The sequence below is a fragment of the Gordonia sp. (in: high G+C Gram-positive bacteria) genome (assembly GCF_049299075.1).
Lineage (GTDB): Bacteria > Actinomycetota > Actinomycetes > Mycobacteriales > Mycobacteriaceae > Gordonia.
In genome coordinates, this window is record NZ_JBAQWU010000138.1 from 1 (window position 1) to 11,421 (window position 11,421).

At 68.2% G+C, this 11,421-nt stretch carries 12 protein-coding genes; 5 read left to right on the forward strand and 7 right to left on the reverse strand.

What is annotated here, in order from left to right:
• Both sepH and serC read right to left on the reverse strand, forming a co-directional pair.
• The coding region (gene sepH, locus WAW85_RS04655; RefSeq protein WP_422558479.1) for a septation protein SepH at positions 1-609 on the reverse strand (609 nt) is incomplete at its 3' end.
• Between the two features lie 73 nt (positions 610-682).
• A complete protein-coding gene (gene serC / locus WAW85_RS04660) occupies positions 683-1,816 on the reverse strand; it encodes a phosphoserine transaminase (protein WP_422558480.1) in 1,134 nt (377 codons plus the stop codon).
• Between the two features lie 148 nt (positions 1,817-1,964).
• Here serC and pdxH point away from each other — a divergent pair, with 148 nt between their 5' ends.
• Both pdxH and WAW85_RS04670 read left to right on the forward strand, forming a co-directional pair.
• Positions 1,965-2,645, forward strand: coding sequence for a pyridoxamine 5'-phosphate oxidase (pdxH, locus tag WAW85_RS04665; protein ID WP_422558490.1), 681 nt, complete (start codon positions 1,965-1,967; stop codon positions 2,643-2,645).
• Entirely contained in the window at positions 2,646-3,935 is a 1,290-nt protein-coding gene (locus WAW85_RS04670) for an MFS transporter (protein ID WP_422558481.1), read from the forward strand. It begins immediately after the preceding gene.
• A gap of 50 nt (positions 3,936-3,985) precedes the next feature.
• Here the strand turns inward: WAW85_RS04670 and WAW85_RS04675 are convergent, their stop codons facing one another.
• Both WAW85_RS04675 and WAW85_RS04680 read right to left on the reverse strand, forming a co-directional pair.
• Positions 3,986-4,849: a biotin-dependent carboxyltransferase family protein gene (locus WAW85_RS04675; RefSeq protein WP_422558482.1), complete on the reverse strand. Its 864-nt coding sequence runs from the start codon at positions 4,847-4,849 to the stop codon at positions 3,986-3,988.
• Positions 4,837-5,493 (reverse strand): 5-oxoprolinase subunit B family protein, encoded by a 657-nt coding sequence (locus WAW85_RS04680; RefSeq protein ID WP_422558483.1) that lies wholly within the window; start codon positions 5,491-5,493, stop codon positions 4,837-4,839. Before WAW85_RS04680 ends, WAW85_RS04675 begins: the two co-directional genes overlap by 13 nt.
• A 146-nt stretch (positions 5,494-5,639) precedes the next feature.
• Here WAW85_RS04680 and WAW85_RS04685 point away from each other — a divergent pair, with 146 nt between their 5' ends.
• Both WAW85_RS04685 and WAW85_RS04690 read left to right on the forward strand, forming a co-directional pair.
• Positions 5,640-6,953, forward strand: a complete 1,314-nt coding sequence (locus tag WAW85_RS04685; RefSeq protein WP_422558484.1) for a citrate synthase — start codon at positions 5,640-5,642, stop codon at positions 6,951-6,953.
• 3 nt (positions 6,954-6,956) lie between these two features.
• Entirely contained in the window at positions 6,957-7,316 is a 360-nt protein-coding gene (locus WAW85_RS04690; RefSeq protein WP_422558485.1) for an FKBP-type peptidyl-prolyl cis-trans isomerase, read from the forward strand.
• A gap of 305 nt (positions 7,317-7,621) precedes the next feature.
• Here the strand turns inward: WAW85_RS04690 and WAW85_RS04695 are convergent, their stop codons facing one another.
• Positions 7,622-7,849: a transcriptional regulator gene (locus WAW85_RS04695; RefSeq protein WP_422558486.1), complete on the reverse strand. Its 228-nt coding sequence runs from the start codon at positions 7,847-7,849 to the stop codon at positions 7,622-7,624.
• Between the two features lie 97 nt (positions 7,850-7,946).
• Between WAW85_RS04695 and WAW85_RS04700 the strand changes: the two genes are divergently transcribed.
• Positions 7,947-8,678 carry an enoyl-CoA hydratase gene (locus WAW85_RS04700; RefSeq protein WP_422558487.1) on the forward strand — a complete coding sequence of 244 codons (732 nt, stop codon included), beginning with the start codon at positions 7,947-7,949 and terminating at the stop codon, positions 8,676-8,678.
• 17 nt (positions 8,679-8,695) lie between these two features.
• Here WAW85_RS04700 and WAW85_RS04705 read toward each other — a convergent pair whose 3' ends face one another.
• Together WAW85_RS04705 and WAW85_RS04710 are read right to left on the reverse strand one after the other, a co-directional pair.
• Positions 8,696-10,009 carry a D-arabinono-1,4-lactone oxidase gene (locus WAW85_RS04705; RefSeq protein WP_422558488.1) on the reverse strand — a complete coding sequence of 438 codons (1,314 nt, stop codon included), beginning with the start codon at positions 10,007-10,009 and terminating at the stop codon, positions 8,696-8,698.
• On the reverse strand, positions 9,997-11,259 hold the full coding sequence (locus tag WAW85_RS04710) for an alanine racemase (protein WP_422558489.1): 1,263 nt from the start codon (positions 11,257-11,259) through the stop codon (positions 9,997-9,999). Before WAW85_RS04710 ends, WAW85_RS04705 begins: the two co-directional genes overlap by 13 nt.
• Positions 11,260-11,421 lie beyond the last annotated feature (162 nt).

The following is an 11,421-nucleotide window of genomic DNA, read 5'->3' on the forward strand; positions in this document are numbered from 1 at the left end:
GGCCAGTCGGGAGCGGCGGGCGGCGCGCGCCAACTCCGGATCGGTGAGTTCGACGCCGAGTTCGTCGACCGGATCGGTGGTGCCGCCGTGGGTGCCAGGACGGAACCGCCAGTGCGCGAAGTTCTCGGTGCTGCCCTCATGGAATGAGAGCTGAATCATCCATTGGCCGGTCTCGGCCTTCCACGAATCCCATCGGGCATCGGCCGGAACGTCGCCGCGCAACACCAGGCACTCGGCCACCAACTCGCCGAGGGTGGCGAGGCTGGGGCCGTCCATGGTCAGCGGGTGCGAGGCGCGGGCGAGTTCGGCGGCGCGGGCCCGTTCCAGCAGCACCGGATGGGCGTAGCGTTCGATCTTCGACGGTGCCACCCCGGCGATCTCGGCGAGTTCGGCTACCGAGGCGCCAGCCCGAATGCGTGCCTGAATCTCGCGGGGCCGCAGTGCGGCGTCCCCGGCCACCGGGAGTTGACCGAGTTCGGTGGTGTCGCTGCGGGCTGCGGCGCGTAGGTCATCGTCCGCGCGAATGCGGAAGTGCTCATCGTTCGCGCGGTCGATGCAGACCACAAACTGGCCGTCGTCTTCGACGCGTAGCACCTCGAGTTCGCGCATTCGAGTCCTCCCTGCCTTTGCCCAACCCTAACGGAACAGGAGCGTTCGGCCGGGTGGACACGAGGAGTCGCTGTCAGAGTCGTTCGACGATGTAGTCAATCGCACCGGTCAGTGCGGTGACATCGGCGGGCTCGATGGCCGGGAACATGCCGATGCGGAGCTGATTGCGGCCGAGCTTGCGGTACGGCTCGGTGTCGAGGATTCCGTTGGCGCGCAGTGTCTTGGCTACCGCAGCGGCGTCGACGTCGTCGGTGAAGTCGATGGTGCCGACCACCTGGCTGCGGTGTTCGGGGGCGGCGAACGGGGTGGCGAAGTCGCTGGCCTCGGCCCAGTCGTACAGGCGAGAACTGGAGTCGGCGGTGCGCGCCGTGCACCAGTCGAGTCCGCCGTTGGCGTTCATCCACCCGATCTGGTTGGCCAACAGGATCAGCGAGGCGACGGCCGGGGTGTTGTACGTCTGGTTCTTGCTGCTGTTGTCCACCGCCGTCGGCAGCGACAAAAACTCCGGGCACCAGCGGCCCGATGCGCCGATTTCGGCGACCCGCTCCAGCGCGGCCGGGCTCATGATGGCCACCCAGAGGCCGCCGTCGGAGGCGAAACTTTTCTGCGGGGCGAAGTAGTAGACGTCGGTCGCGCTGATATCGACCGGCAGACCGCCCGCACCCGAGGTGGCGTCGATGGCGACCAGGGCGTCTCCGGCGGACGCAGGCCGCAGCACCGGCACGGCCACACCCGTCGAGGTCTCGTTCTGCGCCCAACCGATCACGTCCACGCCCTCGGTGTCGGCGGCAGTGATGGCGGCCGGATCCGGGGCGGTGCCCGGATCGGTGGAGATTACCTTCGGGTCGGTCAGGAACGGCGCGGACTTGGTGACCGAGGCAAACTTCGACGAGAACTCGCCATAGGTGAGGTTCAGGACCTGATTGCGGACCAGGCCGAAGGCGGCGGCATCCCAGAATGCGGTGGTGCCGCCGTTGGAGAGAACCACCTCGTAGCCGTCGGGGAGCGAGAAGAGGTCGGTCAGACCGGATCGGATGTCGCCGACCACATTCTTCACCGCGGACTGCCGATGGCTGGTGCCCATGATGGTGGCGCCGCCGTCGACGATGGCCTGGATCTGCTCGGCGCGGACCTTCGACGGACCGCAGCCGAAACGGCCGTCGGTGGGCAGGAATTCGGCGGGCAGGGTGATCTGCGTTTCGGTCATGGGTGAAGTTTACGTCCGCCCCGGCGTGGCGGAAAAACGGCCGAATGTCAACGTGACCGGCCTCGCATCCGGGATCGGCGTCGGCTGCGGGATCTCGGTGAACCCGCGCGCCTACGATGAACTCGTGGACGATCTTGACTTGAAGAACATGCGTGTCGGCTACGGCGCGGCCTCCACCGCCGGTGCTGATGGCGTCGCCGAGCATCTCGATCCCTCGTGGCTGACCGGCGACCCGCCGTGGCTCGCCCTCTTTGCGGCCTGGCTGGCCGAGGCCATCGCCGCGCAGATTCCGGAGCCGAACGCCATGGTGCTTGGCACCGTCGATGCCGATGGCATTCCGGCCACCCGCACCGTGCTGTGTAAGGGCGCCACGGCCGACGGCGTCGAGTTCTACACCGGTTACGACTCCGCCAAGGGCCGCGCCCTGGCCGCGAACCCGGTGGCCTCGGTGACCTTCCCGTGGATCGCGCTGGAACGGCAGGTGCATGTGCGCGGCCGGGTGGTGAAGGTCGATCCGGCCGAGACCGCCGCGTACTGGAATCACCGGCCGCGCGGTTCCCAGCTGTCCGGCCGGGCCTCGCAGCAGTCGCAGCCGATCGGCTCGCGCGCGGACTTGGAAGCCGCCGCCGCCGCCGTGGCCGATGAGTTCGGCGGTGCCGAGTTCGGCGGCGAGGGCAGCGTTCGGGTACCGCCGCCGGAGCATTGGGGCGGCTACCGACTGGTGCCCTCGCGCGTCGAGTTCTGGCAGGGCCGCGCGGATCGACTGCACAATCGGGTGGTGGCCGAGCTGATCGACGGCGGCTGGGTCGTCGGCCGCCTGCAACCGTAGATGCGTCGGCTCTTCGCCGACACCCGCCCGCTCGCGGTACCTGACTTCGCGCGGCTGTGGTGGGCCAACATCGTCACGGTCGTCGGCGCGCAACTGACCGTCGTCGCTGTTCCGGCGCAGATCTATGCGATCACCGGCAGTTCGGCCTATGTCGGGCTTACCGGACTGTTCGGCCTGGTGCCGCTGGTGGTCTTCGGCCTGTGGGGCGGTTCGCTGGCTGACGTTTTCGACCGGCGCAAAATCCTCATCGTCACCACGTTCGGCCTGATCGGCACGGCCGTGCTGTTCTGGGCGCAGGCCTTCGTGGCGTGGAACAACGTGTGGCTGCTGCTGTGTTTGTTTGCCGTCCAGCAGGCCTTCTTCGCGGTGAACCAGCCGACCCGCACCGCAGTGCTGCCGCGGATCGTCGACGATGAGCTGCTGCCCGCGGCGAACTCGCTCAACATGACCGTCATGCAGGCCGGGGCCATCGCCGGACCGCTGGTCGGTGCCACGCTGATCCCGTTTATCGGATTCTCGTGGCTGTACGCGGTCGACGCGATCAGTCTGCTGGCCACCCTGTGGGCGGTGATCGCGCTGCCGTCCCTGGTGCCTGAAGGGTCGGACCAGAGCAAGGTTCCTGGACTGAAATCCGTGCTCGACGGCCTGGCCTATCTGCGCCATCACCCGGTACTGCTGGCCTCATTCGTCGTCGATCTGATCGCCATGATCTTCGGCATGCCGCGCGCGATGTTCCCGCAGATCGCGCATGAGAGCTTCGGCGGTCCGGCCACCGGGGGCCCGGCCTTTGCGCTCCTGTTCATCGCGATTCCGTTGGGCGCGGTGCTCGGCGGCGTCTTCTCCGGTTGGGTGTCGCGGGTGCGCAGGCAGGGGCGGGCCGTGGTGATCGCGATCGTAGTGTGGGGTCTGTCCATCGCCGTCGCCGGCGGCGCCCTGTTCTTTGCGCACGGCACCGCGTTGCCGGTGCTGCCGATCGTGATCACGGCGCTGGTGGTGGGCGGCGCGGCCGATATGGCCTCGGCGGCGTTCCGGCAGACCATGCTGCAGGCCGCCGCGAACGACGATGTGCGCGGCCGGCTGCAGGGTGTCTTCATTGTGGTGGTCGCCGGGGGCCCGCGCATCGCCGACGTGACCCACGGAGCGTCGGCCGCCATGGTTGGCACTGCGGTCACCTTTGCCGGCGGCGGTGTGCTCACCGTGCTGCTCACCCTGCTCGCCGCGCTGGCGTTCCCCTTGTTCTGGCGCTACCGGGTCACGCGCACCGGCCGCCCGGTCCCGGAATCAGACTAGGAGATGGCCACCGAGGGCGATTTTCCCTCGGTGCCCGGTTCCGAGTCTGATTACCGGAGGAGGAGGCGGACGGGCTCGCCGGGGGCGAGCTGGGCGGCCGCATCTACCGAGGCGGCCGTCAGCACGGCGACCACCGGGTAGCCGCCGGTCACTGGATGGTCGGCCAGAAACAGGACCGGCTGACCGCTCGGCGGCACCTGCACTGCACCCAACGGGACACCCTCGGAAGGCCGGGCTCGGCCCGTGCGGTGGCGAGGACGGGGGCAGTCCGGCGAGGCATCGAGTCGGACCCCGATTCGATTGCTGGCGGGGTTCACCGCCCAGTGAGTGCGGGTGAGTGCCGCGGGATCGGCGAGGTCGTCGTAGCGGGGGCCGCGGCCGATGATCAGCTCGCGCGGCTGCTGAGCTGCTGGCGGTCCCGGTGCGAAATCAATGGGAGGCCAGGCGGACTGCGCAGATCCGATGGGGAGGACGTCGCTCGTCCGCAGCGGCTCCGGCCCCAGCCCGGACAAGGTATCGGTGGACGACGATCCGAGCGTCTGCTCGACGCAGAAGCCGCCGCGGACGGCCAGATAGTTACGCAGCCCGGCGGGGGGAGCGAGCACTTCGATCAGCGCGCCGTCGGCCGCACCTATCACTCCATGGCTGCCGACCGCCCGCCCGTCGATCAGCACCGTGGTGAGCGGCCCGGTCACGGTGAGAACCATGAAACCCGTTGCGCGGGCGGCGAATCCGCCGAACGTCACCTCAATAGCCGTCGCCGATTCCGGGTTGCCGACGAGCCGATTCGCCTGGCGCAAGGCACCCCGATCGGCCGCGCCTGAACGGGGCACGCCTAGATGCGCGTACCCGGGCCGGCCGAGGTCTTGAAAGCTCGCCAGCGGGCCGGGGCGCACCACCGTCAGTCCGCGCACGAGAACCTCACCAGGGTCCCCGACGACAGCAGTGCGGGCGGCTCAGCAGCCGCGTCCCACAGGGCGATGTCGGTGTGCCCCAACAGAAACCAGCCGCCGGGACTCGTGCGGGGATACACCGCGCTATAGCCCGCGGCCACGGCCACCGAACCCGGCGGGACGGCTGGACGGGACTGTTCCCGACGGCCCAGCGCCGCGAAGAGCTCGCGTGCCGGCGCCGGTCCGTCGTCGGGCACCAGGTAGCCAAAGCCCGGGGCGAACCCCATGAACTGCACCCGCCACGAGATCGCGCTGTGCGCGGCGACGATCTCACCCGGCGAGGTTCCGGTCAGTCCGGCCACGTCACCCAGATCGGCGCCGTCGTAGACGACCGGAATCTCCACGATCTCCTCGGCTGCGGCAGGTCCGCGGACCGGTGGCAACGAGAGAACCGCCCGCCGCACCGCAGCGAGGTCCAAGCCCGCGCCCGGCGCCGACTGCACGAGCACCGACTCGGCGGTGGCCACGACATCACTGGCCGACAGCTGGCCGTCGGCGGCCGCGACCCGCAAAGCGTGGGCGACGCCAGCCGCGCTGAGCGCTGGCTGCGCCTCGTCGGAGAAGTCGAGTAGCACCGCGTCGTCGCCCGCAGATCGCTCTCGCATGACATCAAAGTACCGGCTGTGGGTAGGCTGAACGGGCGGCATCCGCCGCCCCTGTCCATCCTGAGTGACCCTCAGTTGGGCGGGAGTTGCGTCCGGCGGCTAGGTTGTAACCCAGCAACTGGTCAGACCGCGAGTTAGGGGTATGTGTGTCCGCGGACAATTCCACGACCGAAGATCAGGCCAAGGGTACGTTCACGTATCCCGGAGGTTCGATCGACCTGCCGATCCTGAAGGCCACCGATGGCAGTGACTCGGTCGGACTCGGGCCGTTCCTGGCCAAGACTGGCCTCACGACCTTTGACGGTGGTTTCGTCAACACGGCGGCCACCAAGTCCGACATCACCTACATCGACGGTGACGCGGGCATCCTCCGGTACCGCGGTATCCCGATCGACCAGCTCGCCGGGAAATCGACGTTCGTCGAGGTGAGCTACCTGCTGATCTACGGTGAGCTCCCGACCGCCGAGCAGCTTGAGGTGTTCACCGACAAGGTCCGCAGGCATACGCTGCTGCACGAGGATCTCAAGCGCTTCTTCGATGGCTTCCCGCGCAACGCGCACCCGATGCCGGTCGTCTCGTCGGCCACTAATGCGCTCTCGGCGTACTACCCGGACTCGCTGGATCCGAAGGATCCCGAGCAGGTCGAGCTGTCCACGATCCGCTTGTTGGCCAAGCTGCCGACCATCGCGGCCTACGCGTACAAGAAGTCGGTCGGCCAGCCGTTCCTCTACCCGGAGAACTCGTTCGGTCTGGTGGAGAACTTCCTGCGCATGACCTTCGGTTTCCCGGCGGAGCCGTACGAGGTGAACCCGGACGTCGCCAAGGCGCTGGACATGCTGTTCATCCTGCACGCCGATCACGAGCAGAACTGCTCGACGTCGACGGTACGGCTGGTCGGCTCGTCGCAGGCGAACCTGTTTACGTCGGTGTCGGCCGGTATCAATGCGCTGTGGGGTCCGCTGCACGGCGGCGCCAACCAGGCGGTCCTGGAGATGCTCGTCGAGATCCAGGCGAGCGGTGGCGATACCGCGGACTTCATGCGCCGGGTGAAGGACAAAGAAGACGGTGTGAAGCTCATGGGCTTCGGGCACCGCGTCTACAAGAACTACGATCCGCGTGCGGCCATCGTCAAGCAGACTGCCGACCAGATCCTCGAGGCACTCGGCGTGCAGGATCCGCTCCTGGACATCGCTAAGGGCTTGGAAGAGGTCGCGCTGAGTGACGACTACTTCGTGGAACGCCGACTCTACCCGAACGTCGACTTCTACACCGGCGTCATCTACCGGGCGATGGGCTTCCCGACCCGTATGTTCACCGTGCTGTTCGCGCTCGGTCGCCTCCCCGGCTGGATCGCCCACTGGCGCGAGATGCACGAGGACCCGGCCACCAAGATCGGCCGCCCGCGTCAGTTGTACACCGGATACACCGAGCGGGACTACGTCCCGATGGAGGATCGCTGAGCAATGAGCGGTAAGCCTGAAGTCGAGTTCCCCGAGGGCCCGGCGCCCACCGAATTGGAGATCGCCGACGTGATCATCGGGGAGGGCGCAGAAGCCGTCCCCGGTGGCATGGTGGACGTCCACTATGTCGGCGTCGAGTACGACACCGGCGAGGAGTTCGACTCGTCGTGGGATCGCGGCCAGTCCGCCGAGTTCCCGTTGGGCGCGCTCATTCAGGGTTGGCAGGAGGGCATCCCGGGCATGAAGGTCGGCGGACGTCGCCGCCTCGTCGTCCCGCCGGAGCTCGCTTACGGCCCGGCCGGCGGCGGTCACCGGCTGTCCGGCAAGACCCTGATCTTCATCATCGACCTGCTCGGCGCCTAGTCCGCCCTGCTCGTGGGGCTTAGCGGCCCACGAGCATCCGGCCCACCTCGGACCACCCGATGCGCGTACCCGTGCGCAATACCGAACGGTGGTAGACGCGCGACGACCCGGCGACTACGACGGCACACGCGACGATCATCGCCGCGAAGGTGCCCGTCACCGTCCGCTGGCGGGCGCGTTGGTTCCGCAGTCGAGGGAAGAGTGTGCGGCACTTGGCGACGCGGCGGTCGTCGGCGCGGATTCATCGCTGGCCGTAGCGCAGCAGCCAGTTGGAGGTCGCGGCAACTGGAACAGTCAGGTTCGGATCAGGCATCGGACGTCCTTTCGGCGGGCTTGGGGCGGCGTATGCCCTGCAACTCGGTGGACATGGCGGTGAAGTGGTCGCGCGCGAATACTGCTTCGACGGGCAGGCCGAACACCTCGCAGATACGGAAGGCCAAATCAAGGCTCGAGTAGTTGTCGCCGCGTTCGGCGCGCAGGACGCCGACACGGTTGTGGATGGGCAGCTTCGGTGCACGGCGTACTGGACTCACAAAAAGGGCGTTGTGAAAACACAACAAACTGTCAAGTCTTGCCGATGGCAGCCAGGTTGGCGTGACGATGCGGAACGAGGCTCGGTAGGCTGCCCGCATGATCGTGAGCAGTACGGCAGGGGCGGTAACCACCATCGAACTGGTGCGTCCGGAGAAACGCAATGCGCTCAACCACGAGGTGGTGGAGCAACTGTCTGCGGCGTTCGCCGAGGCCGTCGATTCCGGGAGCCGGGTGATCGTCCTGACCGGCCGCGGACCGGTGTTCAGCGCCGGCGCCGACCTCTCCGGCGCGGTCTACGACCAAGCCTTCCTGGACCAGCTGGTGGCACTGCTCAAGCAGATCGAGGCGGTGCCGATACCGGTGATCGCCGCACTTAACGGCGCGGCGCTCGGCGCGGGTTTGCAACTGGCCATGGTCGCCGATCTGCGCGTCATGGACCCCAGCGCGCGGGCGGGCATTCCGGCGGCCAAGATCGGGGTGGCCGTCGATGAGTGGACCATCCGGCGGCTGATCTCGTTGGTCGGCGCCGGTCACGCGCGCGGCATGCTGATGGCCTGCGAAACGCTGACCGCCGACCGTGCGTACGACCTCGGTTTCGCCAACCGGATCGGCGATCTGGCCGATGCCCAGCATTGGGCTGCGACGATCGCCGACCTCGCCCCGCTCACCCTGGCTCACTACAAGCTGGTATTCAACGGTGACGGGGCCCGCGATGAGCCAGCTCCCGGTCGGGTGGAGGCGATGGAGGCCGCCTGGACCAGCGATGACCTTGCCGAAGGCCGGGCCGCGCGCGCCGAGAAGCGCGCCCCCGTTTTCACCGGCCGCTGACCGATGGCCCGGCTGGTTTAGTGGCCGAGTACCTGGTTCAGGTACGGGTTCGCGAAGGTGCGGTCGGGGTCGAAACGATCACGCAGGGCGAGGAACTCGCTGAAACGCGGGTAGACCCCGGCAAAGTAGTCGGCGTCGCGGGTGTGCATTTTGCCCCAGTGCGGGCGGCCGCCGTGCGCCACCATGATGTCCTCGGCGTCGCGGAAATAGCGTGCGGTCGCGAGTGGATCGTCCCGGTGGTAGCTGTGCACTGCGATGTAGCCGGAATCACGCCCGCTGGCCGTCGACAACATCAGGTCGTCGGCGGCCGCGGCGCGCACCTCCACCGGGAAGCTCACCCGGTGTCGGCGCCGGTCGACCATTGCGCGCAATTCGCGCAGCGCCTCGGGTACCGCCGGAAGCGGCAGCGCGTACTCCATTTCCCGGAAACGCACGGTCCGGTTGGAGATGAAGACCCGATGGGAGAGGTCGGTGTAGGTTCGCTCGGACAGCACCCGGCCGGAGACCTGATTGAGACTCGGCACCACGCTCGGCACGGCGGCGCTCAGCGCGCAGAGCATGCGGTAGACGCCGTTGGAGAGGAACTCGTCGTCGATGTACCGGCGCACCTTGCCCGGCCCAGTGACCGGGGTATCGGCGGGCAGCCGGGTGTTGGTCTTGGTCAGCGCGCAGTTTGTGTGCGGGAACCAGTAGAACTCATAGTGGTCCTCGTCGGCGCAGCGCTGCAGAAAAGTGTCGATCGCCTCGTCGGCCGACGCCGGTGCTTCGTGTGCGCGCATGGCGAACGCATCCACGCACTGCAGGGTCAGCTGCGTCACGACGCCCAGCGCGCCGAGCCCGAGCGCGACGGCGGACAGTTCCGGGGAGTCCTCGCCGAAACTGTGCCGCGCCCCGCGGCCGTCGACCAGTTCGGCGCCGACGATCTGCGTGCTGATGCCGCCCAGCCGCAGACCGGTGCCATGGGTGCCGGTGGAGGTGGCGCCGGAGATCGTCTGCTTGTCGACGTCGCCCAGGTTGGCCATCGCCAGGCCGTGCGGGTCGAGCAGAGCGGGGATTTGGTGCAAATGGGTGCCGGCACCGAGGGTCACCCGACGGCGCTGCGGATCGACGTCGATCAGGCCGCCCAGGTTGGCCATCGACACTTGGATGCCTGGGGCGACGGCGATCTCCGAGAAGCTGTGGCCCGCACCGGCGGGTTTCACGGTGTCCCCGCGCGCGGCGGCCGCGGCGATGTCGGCGGCGAGCTCATCGGGCGTATTCGGGGCGATCAGGCGCGTTGGCTGACACGTCGCGGTGCGACCCCAGTTGGTCCAGGTGGTCACAGGAAGCACTTCCCTTCGCCTCGGTAAGTGGGGACGACGTCGACCACCTCGGCACCGCCGGAACTATCGCGCGCGATCAGGGCGACGCGGTCGGCGTGTTCGCTGACTTCCCCGGACTTGGTGTGCCGGAACCATACCCGACTTCCGACACGGAGGTTTGTCACATCCCCCTGCAGCGGGGTCTGGACCTCCCCGGCAGACTCGGTCGGAACGTACCGCAGTCCTTCCGGCCACACCGGCTTGGGCAGTCGATCCTCTCCGGGCGGCCCCGAGGCGACCCAGCCGCCGCCCAGGCACGTGGCGTAATCCGGGCTGGGCCGCCGGACCACGTCGAGGCCGAACGAGAGTGCCGGGGCAGGCTGGAAATGCCGGTAGGTGTCGAACAAGTGCCCACCGAGCAGGCCGCTGCCGACGGCGATGTCAGTGACCGCCGCATCCTTGGCGGTCTCTTCCAGGGATCCGGTACCGCCGGCGTTCACAAACTCCAGGTCGGCGTACTCGCGGACCGCAGCGATGGCTTTGCCGCGCCGGTGGCGCAGTTCGGTCATCGAAATGGTCTGCATCGCCCGCACGGCGGTGTTCATCAGAGTCTTGCCCGGCGCGCCGTTGCCGACCCCGGCGACCTGCGCCTCATACGACATCACGCCCACCAGATTGAAGCCGCCCCGGTCGGTGATCTGCTGGGCGAGTTGGCGGATCTGATCGAGACCGTGAACGGGGGAGCGGCGCACCCCGAGGTGCAGGAGCCCGCCGAGCGCCCGGAGCGACGCATCCAAATCGATCGCGACGCGCAGCGGCCGACGGCGGTCGGGCGCAGCAACGGAGTCGATGAGGTCGAGTTGCGCCACATCGTCGATCAGTAGCGTGACCCGCTCGAGTGCGATCTCGTCGGACAGCAGCTCGGCGATCGCCTGCCTGCGCGCGGACGGATAGCCCAGCAGCACATCGGACACCGACGACGACGAGGCCAGCCAACGCGCTTCGGCGACGTCGAATGCGAGCACGCCGGCGTATCCTTCCCGGCTCAGCACATCGGCAAGTACCGAGCGGATACGCACTGACTTGCTGGCGACGCGGATCGGGACGCCGCTCGCGCGGCGGCGCAGGTCGGTGATGTTGTGCTCCAGTGCGCCCAAGTCGAGCGCCAGCACCGGGGCGTCCAGACCGGCGCGCGCGATGGCGTCCTCGATGCCGCCCCAGTATTGGGCCGGATCGGAAATGTACCGCCGCTGCGACGGCTCGGGGATTTCAGCTGACATGACGATTACGGTAGTCAATTGTGACTTCTCTACGGAACATCCTGGTCGACGGTATGGCGGAGCCGTTGGGCTCGGCGACCCGAAGTTTGCGTACCGCCGCTGGTCAGCTGGCCGCGGCCGGTGCGCGCGGCGGCGAGCGGGCGGCTCGGGGCACGGTCGAGC

What these genes read in the sequence shown, in the direction of transcription:
- WAW85_RS04690 (WP_422558485.1), top strand. Translation starts at nt 6,957, where the DNA reads ATGAGCGGTAAGCCTGAAGTCGAGTTCCCCGAGGGCCCGGCGCCCACC.
- serC (WP_422558480.1), bottom strand. Translation starts at nt 1,816, where the DNA reads ATGACCGAAACGCAGATCACCCTGCCCGCCGAATTCCTGCCCACCGAC.
- WAW85_RS04680 (WP_422558483.1), bottom strand. Translation starts at nt 5,493, where the DNA reads ATGCGAGAGCGATCTGCGGGCGACGACGCGGTGCTACTCGACTTCTCC.
- pdxH (WP_422558490.1), top strand. Translation starts at nt 1,965, where the DNA reads ATGCGTGTCGGCTACGGCGCGGCCTCCACCGCCGGTGCTGATGGCGTC.
- WAW85_RS04700 (WP_422558487.1), top strand. Translation starts at nt 7,947, where the DNA reads ATGATCGTGAGCAGTACGGCAGGGGCGGTAACCACCATCGAACTGGTG.
- WAW85_RS04670 (WP_422558481.1), top strand. Translation starts at nt 2,646, where the DNA reads ATGCGTCGGCTCTTCGCCGACACCCGCCCGCTCGCGGTACCTGACTTC.
- WAW85_RS04710 (WP_422558489.1), bottom strand. Translation starts at nt 11,259, where the DNA reads ATGTCAGCTGAAATCCCCGAGCCGTCGCAGCGGCGGTACATTTCCGAT.